The sequence below is a fragment of the Henriciella barbarensis genome (genome assembly GCF_003576345.1).
GTDB lineage: Bacteria > Pseudomonadota > Alphaproteobacteria > Caulobacterales > Hyphomonadaceae > Henriciella > Henriciella barbarensis.
The window spans coordinates 1528885-1548905 of sequence record NZ_QWGB01000005.1 but is presented as its reverse complement, the minus strand read 5'-3'; the positions used below and the strand labels follow the sequence as shown (position 1 = coordinate 1548905).

Annotated in this window: 16 protein-coding genes; 11 read left to right on the top strand and 5 right to left on the bottom strand. The window is 56.9% G+C overall.

The annotated features are described in order from the left end of the window. Nucleotide 1 precedes the first annotated feature (1 nt). On the bottom strand, nt 2–1276 hold the full coding sequence (locus D1224_RS10605; protein ID WP_407647451.1) for an aromatic ring-hydroxylating oxygenase subunit alpha: 1275 nt from the start codon (nt 1274–1276) through the stop codon (nt 2–4). Nucleotides 1277–1662: 386 nt separating this feature from the next. On the opposite strand from D1224_RS10605, the gene D1224_RS10600 reads away from it, so the two are divergent. The 3 genes from D1224_RS10600 to D1224_RS10590 all read left to right on the top strand — a co-directional run bounded on the left by D1224_RS10600 (nt 1663) and on the right by D1224_RS10590 (nt 6441). Further along, nucleotides 1663–2124 carry a winged helix-turn-helix transcriptional regulator gene (locus D1224_RS10600; protein ID WP_119379837.1) on the top strand — a complete coding sequence of 154 codons (462 nt, stop codon included), beginning with the start codon at nt 1663–1665 and terminating at the stop codon, nt 2122–2124. Nucleotides 2125–2447: 323 nt separating this feature from the next. Continuing rightward, nucleotides 2448–4763 carry a TonB-dependent receptor gene (locus tag D1224_RS10595; protein ID WP_233350488.1) on the top strand — a complete coding sequence of 772 codons (2316 nt, stop codon included), beginning with the start codon at nt 2448–2450 and terminating at the stop codon, nt 4761–4763. Between the two features lie 121 nt (nt 4764–4884). Beyond that, nucleotides 4885–6441: a class I adenylate-forming enzyme family protein gene (locus D1224_RS10590; RefSeq protein WP_182482238.1), complete on the top strand. Its 1557-nt coding sequence runs from the start codon at nt 4885–4887 to the stop codon at nt 6439–6441. Nucleotides 6442–6562: 121 nt separating this feature from the next. On the opposite strand, the gene D1224_RS10585 is transcribed toward D1224_RS10590, so the two are convergent. Genes D1224_RS10585 through D1224_RS10570 form a run of 4 tightly spaced genes read right to left on the bottom strand, consistent with a single transcriptional unit; the run spans nt 6563 to nt 12017 of the window. Beyond that, a complete protein-coding gene (locus tag D1224_RS10585) occupies nt 6563–7828 on the bottom strand; it encodes an MFS transporter (RefSeq protein WP_182482237.1) in 1266 nt (421 codons plus the stop codon). Between the two features lies 1 nt (nt 7829). Next, nucleotides 7830–8633 (bottom strand): enoyl-CoA hydratase-related protein, encoded by an 804-nt coding sequence (locus D1224_RS10580; RefSeq protein WP_119379833.1) that lies wholly within the window; start codon nt 8631–8633, stop codon nt 7830–7832. Nucleotides 8634–8635: 2 nt separating this feature from the next. Then, on the bottom strand, nt 8636–10795 hold the full coding sequence (locus tag D1224_RS10575) for a 3-hydroxyacyl-CoA dehydrogenase NAD-binding domain-containing protein (protein WP_119379832.1): 2160 nt from the start codon (nt 10793–10795) through the stop codon (nt 8636–8638). Nucleotides 10796–10808: 13 nt separating this feature from the next. After that, entirely contained in the window at nt 10809–12017 is a 1209-nt protein-coding gene (locus tag D1224_RS10570) for an acetyl-CoA C-acetyltransferase (protein ID WP_119379831.1), read from the bottom strand. 320 nt (nt 12018–12337) lie between these two features. Here D1224_RS10570 and D1224_RS10565 point away from each other — a divergent pair, with 320 nt between their 5' ends. From D1224_RS10565 to D1224_RS10530, 8 genes are all read left to right on the top strand, one after another. After that, a complete protein-coding gene (locus D1224_RS10565; RefSeq protein WP_119379830.1) occupies nt 12338–13180 on the top strand; it encodes a helix-turn-helix transcriptional regulator in 843 nt (280 codons plus the stop codon). A gap of 4 nt (nt 13181–13184) precedes the next feature. Further along, nucleotides 13185–13844, top strand: coding sequence for a TetR/AcrR family transcriptional regulator (locus D1224_RS10560; protein ID WP_119379829.1), 660 nt, complete (start codon nt 13185–13187; stop codon nt 13842–13844). Nucleotides 13845–14079: 235 nt separating this feature from the next. Continuing rightward, nucleotides 14080–15654: a long-chain-fatty-acid--CoA ligase gene (locus tag D1224_RS10555; RefSeq protein ID WP_182482236.1), complete on the top strand. Its 1575-nt coding sequence runs from the start codon at nt 14080–14082 to the stop codon at nt 15652–15654. Between the two features lie 71 nt (nt 15655–15725). Further along, nucleotides 15726–16634 (top strand): phosphotransferase family protein, encoded by a 909-nt coding sequence (locus D1224_RS10550; protein ID WP_147372369.1) that lies wholly within the window; start codon nt 15726–15728, stop codon nt 16632–16634. Continuing rightward, nucleotides 16627–16998 carry a DUF6285 domain-containing protein gene (locus D1224_RS10545; RefSeq protein WP_119379826.1) on the top strand — a complete coding sequence of 124 codons (372 nt, stop codon included), beginning with the start codon at nt 16627–16629 and terminating at the stop codon, nt 16996–16998. The genes D1224_RS10550 and D1224_RS10545 overlap by 8 nt, the downstream gene beginning before the upstream one ends. A 76-nt stretch (nt 16999–17074) precedes the next feature. Then, nucleotides 17075–18118, top strand: a complete 1044-nt coding sequence (locus tag D1224_RS10540) for a DUF7064 domain-containing protein (RefSeq protein ID WP_119379825.1) — start codon at nt 17075–17077, stop codon at nt 18116–18118. Then, on the top strand, nt 18111–19160 hold the full coding sequence (locus D1224_RS10535) for a phosphotransferase family protein (protein WP_119379824.1): 1050 nt from the start codon (nt 18111–18113) through the stop codon (nt 19158–19160). The genes D1224_RS10540 and D1224_RS10535 overlap by 8 nt, the downstream gene beginning before the upstream one ends. After that, nucleotides 19157–20002: an acyl-CoA thioesterase domain-containing protein gene (locus tag D1224_RS10530; RefSeq protein ID WP_119379823.1), complete on the top strand. Its 846-nt coding sequence runs from the start codon at nt 19157–19159 to the stop codon at nt 20000–20002. The genes D1224_RS10535 and D1224_RS10530 overlap by 4 nt, the downstream gene beginning before the upstream one ends. The last annotated feature ends 19 nt before the right edge of the window (nt 20003–20021 follow it).

The window sequence follows — 20021 nt, the reverse complement described above, 5'->3', positions numbered from 1 at the left end:
CTTACGCCTCCATCAGCGCGCGGTAGTGACGCCAGATCCCGCGCGACGGAGTTTCGTCAGTCGCATGGCTCACCCGAAAGCCGTCATCATCACGATACTCGCGCTGCTCACCTCGCCCGAGGAACAACCATTCAGGGTTCTTTGACTGCACACCTCGCTGGGTGCGCTCGTACATCTCGCTGTCGTCCGCGAGGAGGAAGCCGGCAGGGCCGACGGATCCCATTGTTTGCTGACGCATGCGCCGGTTGAGGTCCGGCGCCCCCTTGAACTGAAGCGCAGTTACATGCTGCACCGTTTCATTCACCGCGACCGGCTGGATCACGAATAGCTGGATTTCGGCGATGAACAGATTCGGATAGATCATCGCATGCGGCGTGCCATCGATCATGATTTCCCGTGCCCGCTTCTCGCCGTAAGCTGCGTTCATAGACGCAACGTAGTCAGGCAGTCTTTCGGCTGTCGTTCCGAACCATTGCAGAGGCACATCAGCCTTTCGGAATTCCGGACGCAGGTCGATTTCCGTATGCCCATTGCCGTAGTCGCGCGCGAGCGCTGTCGACTTGTTGCTGTAGAGCGCGCCAATTCCGCTATCAGCTACTCCAAATATCGAACTGTGGACAAAAGCCGGGTGATAGCCATCGGTTTCATTTTCAACCAGAAACTTCCAGTTGCTGCGGGTCTTATGCTGCAGGAAGCCCGCTGTGACCTCGATTTCACCTTCCGGAGAAGTCAGGCAAACACGGTCCAGCATCTCGGCCGCGCCGCCGAGATGGTCCTCCAGCGAAGGACCCTCTTCCGCCATCGAACCGAACACGAAGCCGCGATAGCTTGCCACACGGGGAACTTTGGCAAGACCGAGCTTCGACTTGTCAGCCGTCTCATGGCCTTCATACCCTTCGGGAAATGCAAATCCCATAAGCTCGCCGGAGTTTGCGAAGGTCCAGCTGTGATATGGGCAGGTAAATAGCTTGGCGTTGCCCTTTTGCTTGACGCAGACCTGATTGCCCCGATGCGGACAACGGTTCTGAAGTAGCTGGATCTCGCCGGACTTGTCTCGCACCATGATAATGGGCTGGGGTCCGATTGATTTCATGATGAAATCATTATTGTTCGGCAATTCGCTCTCGTGTCCGACATAAACCCATGTCTTGAACCATATACGCTCGAGCTCTTCCTGAAAGATTTGTTCGTCGTGATATAGGGAGCCGTGAACGCGGTTCGACTGAATGCGATCACCGATATCTAGGTGACTGTTGGCGGACATGAGCATCTCCATGGTGTTAGTTCGAATTTCGAACTTATTACCAAGCCAAGACACGCTTTGCAAGCGCCAACTCGTAAGCGCGCCCCTTGAGCTGCGAATAGAGCGCGGCCCGAACGCAGTGCCTGGTGCCTCTTGCCGGGTGGCTGGAAAGATCAGATGCATAAGGTTGGTTTCGAACAAACCGGCACAACTTCGGACATTTTCGGCCTCGAAATGAAGCAGAGGCGGGCCCACTTCGACGTAAGGTGGCACGCCATCACGGCTTCGGCGAGCACGCCGGTAGCTAAAGCCCCGATTGCATGGTTTGTCTGAATATGCAGGTTTGAAGTGACGTGAATTTTGGCGCACAAAAATGCGATAAAAGTCGCCCCACCCGACCAAGGCCAAGGATTGACAGCATGGCAACTGACTCAAACGCCGTAAAGCCAAACCGACCTTCCGCCTTGGACGAAACGCTAAAGATATTTTCTGAGAAATGGACGTATGCTGTTTTGCAGGAACTGTTCTTCGGCGTGCGGCGGTTCGACGATTTCCAGAGAAACCTCGATATCTCACGAAGCGTGCTTACAACTCGGCTAAACCATCTGGTTAAGTATGAGGTCATACGCAAAGTGGCGTACCAGGACCGCCCCAAGAGGTATGAGTACAAACTCACCGAAAGTGGTCGAGCGATGTATGGGAGCTTTGTTTTGCTAAAGCAGTGGGGCGAGCGCTGGCTGAACACTGGGTCTGCGGGCGAACTCGCACTGGTACATGCTAGCTGCAGCAAGAAGCTTGAAGCAGAATTGGTCTGCGTACACTGCGGCAAGCCTGTTTCAGCCCACAACACCTATCCAGAAGCCATACACGGCACACCCTAGAATCTGTCCGACAGGCAAGAAGGCTCTCGGTCCTGCCGATTGCCATCCCTGCGGGAAAGATCGATCAGCAAGCGTTTCGCAGGCTGGAACTTCGTCTACCAAATCGACCACATGATAGCACGGCATGCGCCATGCGATCGCCTGAGTTTGGCCGGCAGCCGCGTATCAAAGTCCTTCATGCCCGCTCGTCGCCCAAGACAGGGACAGACAAGGCTCGACCACAAAGTCATTTTTCGCTGAGCGTACACCTAAGAGACGCAAAGGCGCTTGCGCCATAGGGAGGATAAACGATGAGAAAAATTTCACTGGCCACACTTTTGTGTATGTCTACAGCCGTCACCTGCTTTAGTGCCGCTTATGCACAAACCGCAGACGATAACGAGCCCGAGAGTGCCGCGCCGGAACCGGCAAGCGACTTCGTTCAAAACGTCGTTGTTGTAACAGCGCAGCGCAGGTCTCAAAGCCTTGCTGAAGTGCCGATGTCGATCACTGCAGTGAGCGGTGAAAGGCTGGAAGAGGTTGGCGTTTCGGACGTGAGCGACCTCGTCAAAGTGACGCCGGGGCTGAGCGCTGTCGAAAGCGGCGCGGGTGTTCCGGTCTATTCGCTGCGCGGCGTGGGCTTCTTCGATACTTCAATTGGTGCCCGGCCGACTGTCAGCGTCTATCTCGATGAAGTGCCGCTTCCGTTTTCCGTGATGACTTCCGGGACGTCCTTTGACCTGCAGCGTGTTGAAGTCCTGAAAGGGCCGCAGGGCACGTTGTTCGGACAAAATTCCACCGGCGGCGCCATCAACTACATCGCCAACAGGCCTACAGATTCCTTTGAAGCGGGCGTTACGCTCGACTATTCAAGCTTTGACCGCATCCAGTCAGAGGGCTTCATTTCCGGCCCCGTGAATGATGCCCTTCGCATGCGTCTGGCCGTTCGCGGCGATAATGGCGGCGCCTGGCAGGAAAGCTATACACGTGATGATGAGCACGGCGAGCGCCGCTTCTGGCAGGGCCGCTTTACAGCCGATCTGGATGTAACTGACAATTTCGATCTGTCTTTTACCCTGAGTGGATTCAAGGATGAGTCAGACGTTCAGGCGTCACAGCTCAGCTCAGTACTGCTACAGCGCCCCGTTGCCGCGGGTGCCGTCCCGCTGCTGATTAACTATCCGCTTGCACCGGAAGACGCACGCGCGGCTGACTGGAATGACGCTGGCTTCCCGCTGCGCCGGGATAATGAATTCTATCAGGCCGCCCTTCGGGCGAACTGGGAGCTGACAGACAATTTGAGCATCATCTCGCTAACGTCCTATGCCGATCTGGATCTTCACCAGCGTGCGGATTTGGACGCAACGAGCCTGCCCGCCGTTTTCACGGAAAACATGGGCACTGCGACTTCTTTTGCGCAGGAAGTTCGCCTTGTCGGAGACTATGACCGGTCGAATTGGGTCGTCGGTTTGAGCTATGCTGATGACGACACGACCCAGATCGACGATTATCAGATACCCTATACCACAGGTGCCTCGGCGATTCCGACCGGTCCGTTTACACGCTTCTTCCTCGACACAGAGCAGGACTTCAAGACAACCGCGGTCTTCGGCAACTACGAGCGCGACCTTACAGATACGCTCACTGGGTCAGTCGGACTGCGCTACACGCAGGCTGACCTTGATTACGCTGCATGTAGCCGCGTCGGCAATCAGGAGACGGCCAACACGCTGACGGCCTTCTTCAACATTCTGCGCGGGCCAAGCCGTCCACTTCCAGCGCCGCTGGCCGTCGGCGATTGCCTAACCGTTGATGGAACGGTCACGCCAGGCCAGGTCACGGGCGAACTGAATGAGGACAGTCTTGCGTGGCGCGTAAACCTGTCATGGTCGCCTGCCGACCGGGTCATGGTTTATGGCAATGTTAGCCAAGGCTACAAGAGTGGCAGCGGACCGGTTCTGCCCGCACTCGCGGCGAACCAGTTGTCGCCAGTCGTGCAGGAATCCGTCCTCGCGTATGAAGTGGGGGCACGCTCGCCGCTGATTGGCGACTGGCTCGATGCCAGTGGCGCTGTCTTCTTCTACAATTATGAAGACAAGCAATTGAAAAGCCGCACACAGGTGGAGCCTGCAGTTCTTGGCGCGCTCGAAGGCATTGTGAACGTGCCAGAGTCCGAAATTCTTGGTGTCGAATTCCAGTTGAATGCCCGGCCAATGCCAGGCCTCGACCTGTCCTTAACGGCGACCCATATCAATTCGGAAGTCACGAGCGATTTCGAGGGCTACACGATTACGGCTGCGCTAGCGAATTTTCAGGGCGAGTCGTTCCCATACACGCCCGAAAACCAGCTTATGGCGGATGCTCGATACAGCTGGAACATCAACGATAATTTGAGCGCCTTTGTCGCCACCACCATCAACTACCGCAGCGAAACGACGGCTGGGTTCGGACGGCTTCCGGTGCTGGATATTGATGCCTATACGCTTGTCGACCTTCAGGGCGGAGTGAACGTTTCCGACGGAGACTGGAAAATTGTCGGTTACGTCCGCAACCTCACCGATGAGTATTACTGGAACAATGTGGCGCGTCTCAATGACACGACCCGTCGCTTCGCGGGCATGCCGCGCACCTACGGCATTCGTGTGAGTAAGACTTTCTAGGGCGTTTCCTCCCCGCCCACCCTTGGCCCCGCCGTTCCTGGAGCGGCGGGACCATTTTCTATTCAGCTTGGAGTCAACTCAGATGTCACAAATGCTTTCCACGTATCCTACTGCAGTTGCCATGTTTGAAGCAGCCACCGAACGTAATCCCAATGGCGCCTTCATCCGGTACTTCGACGCCACGCTGACCTATCGCGAAGTTGATCGGCAGAGCAGCGTTTTCGCGGCTGCGCTGGCGAGACATGGCTTTTCTCGTGGCGACCGGTTGGGGATCCAGGCACAAAGCCTGCCACAGGCGATCATTGCCATGCTCGCAACCTGGAAGCTTGGTGGTGTATTTGTCGCCATGAATCCCATGTACCGTCCACGAGAAGTCGCCCTGCTTTTAAATGATGCCCAACCCGTCGTCTTCATGGCTGAACCGCAATTGCTGAATGACGTCTTTGATCGGCTGCCAGATGGTACGCATCGGCCAGAAATCGTTCTTTCCGCAGATGCTGTCGCTTACGGACAGATTGACAGTCGGATACCGCTGCCGACGCCTCTTTCCTCCTCCAACTACGAATATTTCAACGCGTACATCCAACGGCACCAGCAAGAAACCTGGAAACCACGAGATGTGTCGCCTGACGACATCGCGGCGCTCATATATACCTCGGGTACCACGGGTTTGCCAAAAGGCGCCATTATTACACAGGGCGGGATTGCCTTGGGCGGAGCGCTCTCGCGCGACGCGCATGCGCTCCCGGAGAAGGGCAATGTGCTGGCTTTGGCCCCGCTCTTTCACGTGTCGGGAGTGGTGATGAGCGTGGCTACGGCAATCCATGCAGCCGCAGCTGTAATCGTCAATTATCGCTTCCATCCTGATGTCGTGGTGGAGATGATCGAAAAACATGCCCCTGAAGCTGCTGCCGGTCCAATCACCGCTTTCATTGCGATCATGAATGCAAAGGGCGCAACGCGCGAAGCGATCTCGAAACTCAAGATTCCCATGAGCGGAGGCGCCCCGGTCCCCGCTGCAGTAGCCGATTCTTATGAGGAGCGTTTTGGTGTCGCGTTGCGAACTGGATACGGCCTCACGGAGACCAGTGGCGCCGCGTTCATGGAACCACACTCAGAACGACGGCGCATTGATCCCAACAGCGGAACACTGTCAGTCGGCAAACTTCTTCCATCATTTGAAGCCATGATTGTCGACGAGAATGGCATTTCGCTTGATACGGGCGGTGTCGGCGAAGTCGTGCTGCGGGGTCCTTGCGTTTCACCGGGCTACTGGCGCAATCCTGAAGACAGTGCCCGCGCAATGCGCCCGGACGGCTTTTACACCGGAGACGTTGGCTTCTTCGACGCTGATGGCTGGCTTTATCTGATCGATCGAAAAAAGGACGTCATTATCGCCGGAGGATACAAGATCTGGCCACGTGAAGTCGAAGACGTGATCTACGGCCATCCGGCCGCTCTTGAAGTTGCGGTTATCGGCGTGGCCGATTCCTATCGGGGAGAAACGGTAAAAGCGGTCATCAGCCTAAAGCCGGGCGCGAAAGTCGATAAAAGCGAAATCATAGATCTCTGTCGCGAGAAGCTGGCGGCGTACAAGGTCCCCCGTCTTGTAGAAATTATTGACGAGTTGCCAAAAAATCCCGCCGGCAAGATCCTGCGGCGGGAATTGCGCGAATGATCAAGCAGACCAGATAATTCAGGAGCGGGCAAAGAGGCCGACCCGCCTGCCAGTTCGCAGTCGGGCGCCTGTTGCTCTTCGCTCTTCTTCTATTTCAAAATTCAGTTGCGAGCTAAGGCTGTCAGCTCACCCTGCGGGCAAGAAGAATAGCTGCCGCGCCGCCAATGACTCCAAACGGTGCTAACGCCGGCAAGAGGACTCCAGTGGTAATGCCCAGACCCAGCATGGTGCCGGCAATCAATGGGCCTCCGATGGCGCCGATCCGCCCCATCGCAGTCGCCGCACCAACGCCAATTCCTCTGACCCGCAGCGGATAGACATCGGTGGCCAGTCCATAAAGCAGGACGGTCGCGCTTAGGACAAACATGCCCGTAAAACCGCAAATGACCAGCAGGCTCTGGAAAGTCTGGCCTGGAATGCCGAATGCCAGAAGACTGGCCACCACGCCAACGGCAACAACACCAACCGCGATCCAGCGCCCCTGCCCCTTCACAAATCGCGCAATAACGACATTACCGATCACTGCGGCCATCATGAAAATGCTCATCGCGAGCGACGCCTCCGACCGTTCCAAAGCGAGATCGCGCAACAGGATGGGAAGCCAGTTAAACAGCGCATAGGTCAGGACCTGGATCGATAGCAGGCCAAGCCATAACAGGCAGGAAAGAACTGCACGCCCCTGCCCGAAAAGAGCCCAGAACACGGAGGGGCGGGATGACTGGCGCACATCATCAACGCCTTCATCATCGGCTCCACTCTCCGGGTCGGCTGGAGGTTTGATCCATAGCCATAGAAAAGGGATCAGCAGAAGCGGACCGACGCCGCCCAGGATGAAAATTGCCTGCCAGTGTTCCCCAAGTTGCGTCGCTACGAAAAGGCTTGCAAGGACGCCTCCGAGCGGAGAGCCGCTCAGCATAATACTGACCCGTGCCACACGGCCTTCGGGCGCACCGGATTCAGCCGCCAGCGCGATGAACATCGGCATCGCTCCGCCCAATCCCACACCTGTCAGCGTACGATACACGAACATGGTCTCGAAGCTGCTGGCCGCAGCCGTAGCCAAAGAGAAAACGCCTATCAGGGCCATGGCCGCCACAAACATCCACTTGCGACCGAAACGATCCGAACCATAGCCAGCCGCGAGAGAACCCACGACAAATGCGGCCATATTGGCGCTAGCCGTGATAGCGATTTGCCCGGGCGTCAGGTCGAGGGCCGCTCTCATTTCGGCAGCCGCCAAACCGAATGCAATAATGTCGACGCCTTCAAGGATGGCCGCGACGAAGCAAAGTAGCAGAGCGATATTGATGTTTGGCAAGCGACGCGGTGCGATACCCGGCTTTTTGCTCGTGGGTGTCGGGACACCACCGATTGGATCGACACTCACGTCAATTGCCTGTGAATCTGGGGCGACGCTTTTCCATGAACGCCGAAAGGCCTTCCTGAAAATCATGCGTAGCTGCTGCCGCTCTCTGGGTTTTCACTTCGAGCGCCAGTGCCTCTTCCAGTCCTGAACGGGTTGCGGCCCAAGCCATTTGTCGAATCTTGCCGAGCGCGAAACTTGCGCCCTCAGCCAGCTCCCCGGCTATCGCGTCGACCGTGGCATCAAGTTCGTCGTCTGGAACGACTCGTGTGACGAGTCCCCATTCAAGAGCTTTCTGGGCCGGAAGCTTTTCCGCAAGTAGCATCATCTCCAGGGCACGCACTCTTCCAACTGCCTGTGTGAGTATGAAGGGCGCGCCGCCATCGGGTGTAAGCCCTATTCGCCGGAAAGCCTGCAGGAAATAGGCTGTGCCGCTCGCAATAATGAGATCGCCAATCAAGGCCAGTGATGCCCCGACACCGGCCGCGGCTCCTCTTATCGACGTTATCAGCGGAACCGGAAGCGCCTGGATCGCCATAATCAATGGATTGTAATGTTGCTCAAGGATTGCCCCGCCATCGGCCAGTGCTTCGGGATCTTTCAGCAAGTCGGCAAGATTTGCACCGGAACAGAAGTGCTTGCCCTTCCCGGAAAGAACCACGACGCGGACATCGCTACCGATCGACTGGAGATTCGCGGATAACTCATCGGCAAGTGCCGGTGTCATGGCATTCAGCCGGTCGGGATCTGATAATGTCAGACGCAGCACGCCGTCGTGCAGTGTGGATTCGATTGAACCGGTTATTGGGCGGGCGTCTCCATCGGACATGTTCAAGCCGGTTCCTTGAGCTTGGAGGCGGAGGCTCGATCGAGGGTTGATTGAAAGTCCTTGGGCATCTGGAATCGTGGCCCATAAGCCTCAGCCAGTTCACTCGCCCGCATAATGAAGGCGTCTACGCCGCGGGAGTCGATGAACTGGAAAACCCCGCCCGTGTGCACGGGGAAGCCAAATGCCAGAATTGAGCCAACATTTCCGTCCCGCACGTTCGCCACAACTCCTTCGTCAAGGCATCTAGCGGCTTCAACAACCATCCGGAACAGCAAACGGTCGCGGATATCATCGAGTGGAAGCTTCGTGTCGCCGCCAAAGCGCTCCTTGAGGCCGGGCCACAATGTTTTGGAGCCGTTCTCATCATAGTCGTAGAAGCCAGCGCCAGCGCTCCTTCCCGGTCGCCCGATCGACGACATCATGTCGCAAAACTCGCCGCAGACTTCGTACGTGGAAGCATAGTTGTCGCCCAACTGCTCATCCAGCGCGCGGTTTGTCTCGAAGGATCGCAACAGCATGTCCATCATGACTTCGTCCTGGATGGCCAGTGGCCCCACGGGCATCCCGATTTGTCGCGCGAGATTTTCGATAATGACAGGGTTGACGCCATCCCTGAGCAGGCGGTCGCCCTCATCGGCGAAGACGCTGAACACACGCGACGTAAAAAACCCGCGGCTGTCATTCACGATGATCGGTGTCTTGCGAATGCTTTGAACAAAATCGAATGCCAAGGCCAGCGTGTCCGGACTGGTTTTATTTCCGCAAATGATCTCCACGATATGCATTTTGTCGACAGGCGAAAAAAAGTGCAGGCCGATGAACTTGTCCGGCTGACCGGACGCTTCAGCCAACATGGAGATTGGTAGCGTAGACGTGTTGGTGGCGACCACGGCATCCGGCCCCAATACGCTTTCGACCTCTCGCGTAATCGAGTGTTTGAGAGCAACATCCTCAAACACAGCCTCGACCACGAGATCGCAATCGGCAAGATCAGCCATCTCTGCAGTTGGCGTAATCAGTGCGAGGGTAGCGTCCCGGTCTTCGGTCGTGCGCTTGCCGCGCTCCACTGCCTTATCAAGCAAACCGCGAGAATAATCTTTACCTTTCTCCGCCGCCTCCAGGCTAATATCCTTGAGGAAGACCTTAAGGCCCGAAATTGCCGCAGAATAAGCGATTCCACGCCCCATCATCCCTGCGCCAAGAACACCGATGGTCCGAACCTTGCACCTTTCGAAGTCAGAAGGACGGCTTGCACCGGCATTGATCTCGTTCATCTGCAGGAACATGGTGCGGATCAGGTTTTCAGCCGCAGGCGTCATCAGAAGTTCGGCAAAGGCGCGGCTTTCCAGATCGCATGCAGAATCGAATCCCACCTGGGTGCTTTCGGCCGCAACTGTGAGAATGCGCTCCGCCGCAGGCAACAATCCCTTTGTCTTCTTGAAGATCATGCTTGGGAACATTGCGACGGCGCCAGCATTTGCTGGCGCGAACATGTCGCCGCCGGGTATGACAAACCCTTTCTTGTCCCAGGGTTTTACGCTCTCAGGTTTGTCGGCAATCCACGCTTCTGCGCGCTCGATCAGCGCATGCTTATCGGTAACGATCTCATCAATCAGTCCCGCCTCCAACGCCTGGGCCGGTCCAAGCTTGCGCCCCTCGGTCAACAGCGGCAATGCCTTCATCAGGCCCAGCATGCGTACACTGCGCACGATACCCCCGCCGCCAGGCAACAGTCCGAGGCCAACTTCGGGAAACCCGAATTGTGTCTTCGGATCCTCCACAGAAATACGCCGATGAGCTGCCAGCGCGAGTTCAAGCCCGCCGCCGAGGGCACTGCCATTGAGCGCTGCTACGACGGGCACACCGAGAGTCTCAAGTCTACGCAATTGCGCCTTGAGGCTTTGGACAAACGCAAACCCTGCATCGGGCCCCTGCTCGCGCAATTGGAGAATTTTCGCGATATCCCCGCCGGCAACAAACGTGCTCTTGCCGGATGTCACGATTACGCCGGATAAGGTCGCGCGCTCGGCCTCCAATCGGTCAAGGACCTCGTCGAACATGGTCAGAAAAGCATCGTTCATCACATTGACGGCCCCGCCTTCCATGTCGATGGTGACGAGCGCGGCGCCGCTGGGGCGGATTTCGTAGCTTGCGTTTTTCATGATAGAAAATTCCTCAAATACGTTCGATGAGCGTGGCGATCCCCATGCCGCCGCCGATGCAAAGCACGCACACGCCGCGCTTGAGTTTGCGCCGCTCCAATTCGTCGAGCACCGTCCCCACCAGCATTCCGCCAGTCGCGCCAATCGGATGGCCCAGCGCAATGGCACCGCCGTTCACGTTGATCTTTTCCTCAGGGACGTTCAGCTCGTCCCGAAAGCGCAGCACAACCGAAGCAAAGGCTTCGTTGACTTCGAACAGGTCGATGTCATCGACGGAAAGCCCGGTGCGACCAAGCAGCTTGGTGACAGCAGGTGCCGGCCCGGTCAGCATAATGGTTGGCTCAGTGCTGACGAGCGCCATCGAGACAATACGGCCGCGCGGCGTCAGATTCAGGTTCTTTGCGGCAGCTTCCGAACCGATCAGGACAGCGCTTGCGCCATCGACGACACCTGACGAGTTGCCCGCGGTATGAACATGGTCGATGCTCGCCACTTCCGGATATTTCGCCAGACAGACAGCGTCCATTCCCATGGCGCCCATTTTCGCAAAGGACGGCTTGAGCGCGCCCAGCCCCTCCATTGTCGTCTTTGGCTTGACGAATTCGTCATGGCTGAGAATTGTTTGCCCAACCGCATCACGCACGGGCACGAGACTCTTGTCGAAGTAGCCGTTGGCCTGCGCCTCTGCCGCCTTAAGCTGAGAGCCAAGCGCAAATGCATCAACATCCTCGCGGGTGTAGCCGCCGATCGTTGCAATGAGGTCCGCAGACACGCCTTGAGATACAGAACCGGCCTTGGTCATCAGTTCGCTGTCGAAAAACAATGCACCGCCGCCCGAGCCCATCGGAATCCTGGACATGGACTCAACGCCGCCCGCAACGATCAGATCTTCCATGCCACTCATGATCCGCGTCGCGGCCGAGTTCACGGTTTCAAGGCCGGAGCCGCAGAAGCGGTCGACCTGACAACCCGCCACACTGTCGTCCCAGCCCGCCATCAAGGCAGCCGCCTTACCGATCGCACCGCCTTGTTCGCCAAGCGCCTGTCCGCACCCAAGCACGACATCACTCACCATGGCAGTGTCGAGGTCATAGCGTGTTTGCAACGCGGTGAGCAGATCAGCGACCAGGCGTACAGGCTTTACCTCATGCAGTGATCCATCTGGTTTACCTTTGCCACGAGGCGTTCGGACGGCGTCAAAAATATAGGCGGCGTGAGGCATAAGCGGTCCCGGGTTACAGCGTTGCTAGTTTGACTCCCAGCCTTAGGCGGCCGCGCCATGGTGTGCTGTCCCCGCAAGCGGTACATTGCTGCAGACCGCTCGTAGCGGGCGCCCCCTGCGGGTCAGCCGCTCACATCATGGTCCTTCCTGCACTTTTCCGCACCGCCCAAGCCTCCAAAGCCCCGTCAGCAATAGTGAATTGATTTACTGAGCAAGCGCTTGGTGTTATTAAAACTAATCGCTCGCTGGGCAAAGTGCCCGGTGGCCGCCCGCCGACCTTGGTCGCGGGGAGGTCTAAAGAACGCGAACGGGAGGAAAAAATGCAAATAACACATGTCGATGGACCTATTTTCGGTCGCTCGCGCGCTTATGAAGGATTAGGCAAGGTTGTTGATCGCATAGGCAACGAGACGTTCGATCCGGCCTTCATGCGCTACATGACGTCGCTATGCTCTGCGGAACATTTTGCCATTTACGCAATTTCCGATGACCAATGCACCGTCATTGGGAGCGGCGGTCCCAATTCTGGTCATCGAGCCAAGAACCAGTCATGCCTGTATTCGTCGAAGAATTTCTGGCGTTTCGATCCCGGGTTGTCACCCGTCTGGACGAGTGCACCTGATTGCCGCCCTTTCATGGCGCACATGGAAATTGACGAGATCGACGATGAACAGATGCGTGAACAGGTCTATCGACCGCATGGCGTGCGAGAGCGCGTCGTGCTGTCTGCCCGCAATTCAGCGCAAACTGTCGTGATCAGCCTTATAAACACCTTCAACCGTGGCGCCTTCAAGACCGATGACCTCGCCGCGCTTGAGCGCATGGCCGACAACATTGTCGCCATGACCATTAAGCATACTGAACTGAGACAATCTGCAGAGGAGGAACGGTCTGCGCTGACATCACTACCTGCAATCCAGAACTGCCTGGCGCTTGGCGCACCACAGCTGGCGCGCCGCGAAGCGGAGGTGTGTGCCCGTATTCTCTACGGGATGACGTCGCTTGGCATCGCTCTTGATCTTGGTATCGGTGAAGAAAGTGCCATGACCTATCGCAAGCGCGCATACAACCGGCTCAAAATCGGGAGCCAGCGAGAATTACTGCTCTGGTATCTGGACCTTTGGGCCCAGCGAAAGACGAAGACGCTGATGAGCGTTCAGTAGTCAGATGCCTATCAAAGCAAAACGCTCTACCTCCGCTAAGAGCACCGCAACGCGTCAGGGGCGAAAAAGTCGCCGTGACACGATCGTCCTCCAAGCGGCGCTGAGTTTCTACGAGAATGGTTTCGACGCAACGACGGTTCGCGACATTGCGGCAAATTCCGGAATGACTTCGGGGAGTATTTTCTACCATTTCGCAACCAAGGAAGAATTGCTGACCCGGATTATCCGCGAAGGATTACAACTGGGGCACCAGACGGCTGACGTGGAATTGGTCGGCAAGACACAGCCAGTTGAGAAGTATCATGCCTTGATCCTTGGTCATCTGAAAGCACTTCATGACCAACGCCACACCCATAAGGTTGCCGTGCAGGAATGGCGCCGGCTCCCCACAGAGGCGCGTGCCGAGCTGAAGCAGATAAATAATTGGTATCGCGAAAGATGGCTGGGCGTCCTTTCTGCTCTGAAGGTCGAAAAGCTGCTGCGGGCAGACCCTGAACCTACCCGGCGAATGCTGATCGCGTCCCTGAACTGGACGTTGCATTACAAGGATGAAGACCTGAAGGATATGCATGCTCTGTCACTTCAGATGGCTGCATGTGGCCTAAATCTGCCGGTCGAGGAATTCGAAGGGCTCCTCCATCAGGCGGCCTTGCAGACTAGCTGAATCCACGTCGCGCCATGGACACGCAATTGCTCATCAGAGCATCCGTGTCCCATTTGCCGGGACATCACAGCAGGCTCTCAATGCCTAATCAGGTACCAGGAAAGTTCAGGAGTTGCACGATGCCCTTTAGCGAAACCGTTCAGCAAAACTTGCTGAAGAATGCGCGACACCCCGACTTATTGCAGGTGTTTGGCGCTGGCATGCGGTGGTCTCGCTCATGTGCGGAGATTTCCAGATGACCGAAGCTAACTTCCACCCCCGCTATCAAAGCCTGAGCGATCTCATTCATTCGCATGCCAGCAACCGCCCGACAGCGCGCGCCGTCGAATTTGCAGGCCGCAGCCTCTCCTGGAGCGAACTGGACCTGATTGGACGGTGCATCGGCGCTCAGCTCAACCGAGAGGGCATCAAGCCTGGTGAGCATGTCGGCTTGCTGGCCAAGAACTCTGACGCCTATTTCGAACTTCTCGCAGGATGCAGCCAAGCGCAATGTGTACTGACCCCAATAAATTGGCGGTTATCGGCAGACGAGATCGCATTCATCCTGAAAGACGCTGAAATCAGGGTCCTGTTCGTATCCAGCGAGTATTGCGACCTCGCACGGCAGCTACTTAGCGACCTCGACTATGAAATCCGGCTCTTCGTACTCGACGGAGCTGAGCGCAGCGATTGTACGCACTATCCAACCTGGCGCGACAATCGATCCTCGGACAGCCTTGCAGGCACACCCGCATCGTCTGATGTACTCTTGCAGATCTATTCGTCCGGCACGACCGGTACACCAAAAGGCGTCCAGTTAACTCATGCCAGTGTTCTGGCGGCCGCCGAGCAGGTGCGCCATGGCCTCGTAGGGGATTGGAGCGATGAAGACCGCTTGCTTGTCGCACTACCCCTCTTTCATGCCGGAGCGTTGCTCACAGCCAGCTATGCCCTGTTTGCGGGAGCCGCCAGCTTCATTTTGAAGGACACCAACATTGATGTTCTGATGCAGGCTGCGTCAGAACACAGAGCAACCAAGATAGGTTTTGTGCCAGCTCTGCTGAGGATGGTTATTGAACATCCCGATTTCAGTGCGGATCGTTTTCCGGCACTGGACACAATTATTTATGGCGGGTCCGCCATTTCACCGGACGTCCTGCAGCAGGCCCTGAAGGCATTTAGAGCTGATTTCGTCCAGCTCTTCGGCATGTCCGAGACCTTTACGGCAGGCACTGTTCTGACAGGGCCTGACCATCGCGACCCGGCACGCGTCAACACATGTGGCCGACCAATGCATGGCATAGAGCTGCGCGTCGTGCGGCCCGATGGCAGCGAAGCGGACACCGATGAGCCCGGCGAAGTCCTGATCAAGTCCGCAACGATAATGAAGGGCTATTGGGGCCGCCCGGAGCAGACGGCGGAAGTGCTTCAACAGGGTTGGTACCATACAGGAGACGTCGGATCGATTGACTCCAATGGCTATCTGACAATTCGCGACCGTCTGCGCGACATGGTCATTTCAGGCGGCGAAAACATTTATCCTGCCGAAATCGAAAACGTGCTCATGACACATCCTGAAGTGGCCGACTGCGCCGTGATCGGCATTCCAGACCCGAAATGGGGCGAAGCGGTCAGGGCCGTCGTTGTCTCGACACCGGATGCACCGCAGAATGCCGACACATTGATCGAATTCCTGCAGGCGCGGCTGGCGCGCTACAAGTGCCCGCGCAGCGTTGCCTTTACAGATGCATTGCCTCGCAATGCGACGGGCAAGGTCCTCAAACGTGTTCTGCGGGAAACGAGCATGCAGCCGGAAACCCAGTCATCGTGAACGCGGAAATTGGTAATCAGGTGCTTTCCGCACTTCGCCGGCGCGGATTGGACATAGAGAACGTTTGCGGCATGCAGCGGCTCACCGGCGGAGCGATGCAGGAGACCTGGCGAATAGAGACAACTGCCCCGCCGCCATTAGACCGGCTGATCTTGCGCCGGGCGCCGCTAAATAGCGAGCCGCGACTGGGGACGATCAGCCTGGCAGCGCAGGCAAGTATCAGTGAGACTGCCCGCAGCCATGGCGTGCCCGGACCCGAAGTCATCGCCGTCCTCAATGACAGCGACAATCTAGGCGACGGCTTCCTGATGTCTTGTGTGGATGGTGAGACAGTGCCCCGGCGCGTGCTGAAAAAGCCTAGCCTCGAAAGAGCAAGGGCGAAACTGGTTGGCCAGTGTGGGCGTCATCTCGCCACACTGCACGACGTGCCGATATCAAGCTTGCCAGTGCTTCCGCGCATCAGCGCGAGAGAAAAGCTCGAGAATTTGCATGACCAGTATCGACGTCAGCAGCGACCACGCCCGGTCTTTGATCTCGCATTTTCATGGCTTCAACGCCACCTCCCGGCGAGCGAGCCGGATCCCTATCTTGTTCACGGCGATTTCCGCAATGGCAATCTGATTGTCGATGAAAACGGAATCGCGGCCGTTCTCGACTGGGAGCGCGCCTTCATCGGTGATCCAATGTTCGATGTTGGCTGGCTTTGTGTTGGATCGTGGCGCTTTGGCGAAATTGATTTGCCTGTGGGCGGCTTTGGTTCACTTGCGGATTTCATCACAGCGTATGAAGACGCTGGCGGCAAATTTGATGCGGCCCGTACGCGGTTCTGGGAAGCCTATGGCATTCTGGACTGGGGCGTGACGACTGTCGATCTGGCTATTGAAGGACGCGATACCCAGGCGCTTGAAAAGGCCGCAATCGGTCGGCGAACAACGGAAACCGAGATTGATCTCATTCGACTGATGAGGCCCCATGAATAACCGTTCCAAAATCTCTGAGCTGATCGGCGTCGTCTCGCACTATCTGAAAGAGGAACTGCGTCCCGAACTGGATGGACGGCACGCCTTTCTTACTCTGGTCGCCAGCAATCTTCTCGATAGTCTGGCGCGCGAGACAGTATCTGGAGACGAAGCGGCGTTGGGCGAACATGCCAGGCTTCGTCAATTGCTCGGCGTCGAGGGCAACATTGACGAGCTGAACGCCGAGCTCTGCCGCCGCATCAATCGCGGCGAACTAAACGAAAATTCGCAGGATCTGATGGCTCACCTGAGCGCCACGACCCTTGATCGCCTTGCAATAGAGCAACCGACTTACGAAGCCTATGGGCGCGAACGGGGCATCTGATTGGCTGTTTGTTCCCGACCCGGGGACAGAACCCACGCAATCACCCGTTCAATATATCGAGAATCAGGAGACTGCCATGATCGTGCCAGAAGGAATGGTAGTGAAGCTCGATCCGAAGGATGACTTCCTTCACGAGCCAGAAGCAGCATCGAACTATAATGAAAGCGTCTATATCGACATGTTCGATAGCCGAACGTCTCTTGGCGCGTGGCTGCGCATTGGCAATCGTCCCAACGAAGGCTATGCCGAAGTCTCGGTGTGCATGTACCTGCCTGATGGCCGGGTCGCATTCTGGTTCGTCAGACCTGAAATTCAGGACAATAGTGAGCTCAATGCGGGCGGGTTACGAGTTCAGGTCGCTGAACCGTTCAAGACACTGGAAGTCTCGTATGAGGGCCCGGTCATCCTGCTGGACGACCCGATGGATCTGCAAAACGCCCGGGAAGCCTTCAAGCAAAGCCCGCGTGCGGACGCCTCCATGCGCTTCACGCTGAGCGGCGTTTCCCCGATGCATGGCGGCGAAATCGTCAATCGAGACGGCTCACCCTGGCAGCTCGATCCTGAACTGGCTGCATACCGCGGACATATGGAGCAACATCTCTCAGTAACCGGTGAGATGCGTATCGACGGTGAAATATATCCGTTCGACGGTCACGGGTTTCGCGACAAGTCCTGGGGACCGCGGCACTGGGGTAACCTCTATTGGCACAAATGGCTGCCGATCACATTCGGACCGGATTTCGGTGTGCTTCTGGCGCTCATGGGTCGCCCCGACCAGCAGCCTGAGGTCGTCGGGCATATCTGGCGCGGTGAGCGCCTGATCCCTTTGACCGATGCGAGGCTCAACGTCACCTATGATGACGAGTTCGTTCAACGGTCCATAATGCTCGACCTCGAGACCGCGGAGGGGACGACAACAGTCTCAGGGGAGGTCGTGACCGCAATTCCACTACAGCACCGGCGTATTGCAGAAGATGGCACGGAAACTCGCGTGCGCATCATCAAGGCGATGACGCAGTTCAAGTGCGAGGGTCGTCAGACAACCGGCATGTCCGAATTCCTCGACCTTATGGTCGGTGACCGTCCAATTTCCCTGACCACGTATTCTTTAGATGTCTGACGACCCCAAGGAAAAAGATGACTCGATCGACGCGACCCATTTGCAGGTATGGCTTGAACGTGCACTTCACGGGTTTCAAGGTCCACTCACGATAAAAAAATTTGAGGGCGGCCAGTCCAACCCAACCTATCTCCTGCGGACACCTCGCCGAAAATATGTCTTGAGATCCCAGCCCCCGGGGGAAATTGTAGGCGGTGCGCACGCCGTTCATCGGGAATATCGCGCAATGCACGCTCTCGATGGTCAGATCGTTCCAGTGCCCAAAGTTCGAATACTCTGCGAAGACCCGGCCATTATCGGTCGCAACTTCTACGTTATGGATTTCGTGGACGGCGACATTCTGTGGCAACCTGACCTGCCGGACGTCAGACCCGAAAACAGGCCGAAATATTTTGACGCCATGAACCGCACACTCGCGGACTTGCACAATGTCGATCCGGCAGCGGTGGGCCTGAACGATTTCGGTCGGGCGGAAAATTACTTGTCTCGGCAAATCCATCGCTGGAGCAGACAGTATCGAGCCGATGAACGGGCCGGACGTATAGAGCGCATGGACAGGATGGCTGACTGGTTGGCCGCGAACACGCCTGACAGCACGGGCGTATCCATTGTTCATGGCGACTTCCGCATCAATAATCTGATGTTCAAGCATGATAGGCCGGAGGTTGCCGCCGTGTTGGATTGGGAGCTCTCGACCATCGGCGACCCGGTGACTGACTTTGCCTTTCACCTGATGATGTATCGCGTTCCGTCTGGTATTCAGGGAGGTGGTCTCAAGGGATTGAATCTGAGCGCGCTCAATCTTCCGTCCGAAACGGATTATATTCTCGCCTATTGCGAACGCACCGGCAGGACATCCATTCCCGACCTCCAGTTCCATATCGCATTCAACCTTTTCAGGTTCGCTGCGATCATTCATGGCATTAAGGGACGTGCCCTGCGCGGCACCGCATCATCTGCCAAGGCACACGAAGTTGCTTCGGCCTTGGATATTTATGTTAACCTCGCCTGGGATGAAACACGACTGGCAGGTATGCAATGACATCTGATCTTTTGCGGAGGGTCGCCCCGGGACACGCCGATTCTGATCTGATGCGCTACCTGGGCATAACTGTCGAGAAACTGGACATAAACGGTGCAGTGGTACGGATCCCCGCAACGATTGCTTCTTTGGCTGAGGACAATGCCGGACATATCGACGAGCGGGCGATTGTCGCCATCGCAGATCATTGTGCCGGTCTTACAATACAAGCGGCTCTCGAAAAGCATTCTCCACTGGCGACCGTCAGCCTGACTTATGACAAGTTGCGCCCCACAATGGCCGGGGAAGTCTTCCTCAGGGTGGGCCGCGCCGAGATTACCTCCAGACTAGCCTTCGTCACAGCCTTGCTCGACCAAGGGGATGCCAGTTGTCCCATCGGACATATAAGTACGCGCTTTATGGTCGGGGCATGGCCAGGCGGCGGCGCTATGGATCTGCCTCGCCCTCTGGAAAACCCGGTTGACCTGCGAGGAATAGAGTCTTTCGCCAGCTTTGCGGGTTTGCCTCCCCGACGACACCTCAGCCGCCCTTTCAGTATCTCTCCTTTGGAGCGCACGATCGGCGCACGCGCGGTTCCTGCCTATCATGGCGGTATCGTCGCTGCCGGGCTGACCACAGCTGCCTTGACACTGGCAGAAGATCACCGCAGCCCGCTGGTCAAAATGGCAAGTTCCTCGATTGACTATCTCCGCGTCGCGCTGGCGACCAAACCGCTCAAGTTTGAAGCCGAAGTGATCTCAGACGGCCGGTCAACAATACGTATCCGCGCTACAGCGAGACAAGATGGACAGATCAAGCCGATCTCCCAGGCGACAGTTCTTTTCCATGTCGCACAAGACTGACTTTCACCTTGCGTGACAA

What these genes read in the sequence shown, in the direction of transcription:
- D1224_RS10545 (WP_119379826.1), top strand. Translation starts at nt 16,627, where the DNA reads ATGAATAACCGTTCCAAAATCTCTGAGCTGATCGGCGTCGTCTCGCAC.
- D1224_RS10575 (WP_119379832.1), bottom strand. Translation starts at nt 10,795, where the DNA reads ATGAAAAACGCAAGCTACGAAATCCGCCCCAGCGGCGCCGCGCTCGTC.
- D1224_RS10540 (WP_119379825.1), top strand. Translation starts at nt 17,075, where the DNA reads ATGATCGTGCCAGAAGGAATGGTAGTGAAGCTCGATCCGAAGGATGAC.
- D1224_RS10590 (WP_182482238.1), top strand. Translation starts at nt 4,885, where the DNA reads ATGTTTGAAGCAGCCACCGAACGTAATCCCAATGGCGCCTTCATCCGG.
- D1224_RS10535 (WP_119379824.1), top strand. Translation starts at nt 18,111, where the DNA reads ATGTCTGACGACCCCAAGGAAAAAGATGACTCGATCGACGCGACCCAT.
- D1224_RS10560 (WP_119379829.1), top strand. Translation starts at nt 13,185, where the DNA reads ATGCCTATCAAAGCAAAACGCTCTACCTCCGCTAAGAGCACCGCAACG.
- D1224_RS10570 (WP_119379831.1), bottom strand. Translation starts at nt 12,017, where the DNA reads ATGCCTCACGCCGCCTATATTTTTGACGCCGTCCGAACGCCTCGTGGC.
- D1224_RS10555 (WP_182482236.1), top strand. Translation starts at nt 14,080, where the DNA reads ATGACCGAAGCTAACTTCCACCCCCGCTATCAAAGCCTGAGCGATCTC.
- D1224_RS10595 (WP_233350488.1), top strand. Translation starts at nt 2,448, where the DNA reads ATGTCTACAGCCGTCACCTGCTTTAGTGCCGCTTATGCACAAACCGCA.
- D1224_RS10600 (WP_119379837.1), top strand. Translation starts at nt 1,663, where the DNA reads ATGGCAACTGACTCAAACGCCGTAAAGCCAAACCGACCTTCCGCCTTG.
- D1224_RS10530 (WP_119379823.1), top strand. Translation starts at nt 19,157, where the DNA reads ATGACATCTGATCTTTTGCGGAGGGTCGCCCCGGGACACGCCGATTCT.
- D1224_RS10565 (WP_119379830.1), top strand. Translation starts at nt 12,338, where the DNA reads ATGCAAATAACACATGTCGATGGACCTATTTTCGGTCGCTCGCGCGCT.
- D1224_RS10550 (WP_147372369.1), top strand. Translation starts at nt 15,726, where the DNA reads ATGCAGCGGCTCACCGGCGGAGCGATGCAGGAGACCTGGCGAATAGAG.
- D1224_RS10580 (WP_119379833.1), bottom strand. Translation starts at nt 8,633, where the DNA reads ATGTCCGATGGAGACGCCCGCCCAATAACCGGTTCAATCGAATCCACA.
- D1224_RS10605 (WP_407647451.1), bottom strand. Translation starts at nt 1,276, where the DNA reads ATGGAGATGCTCATGTCCGCCAACAGTCACCTAGATATCGGTGATCGC.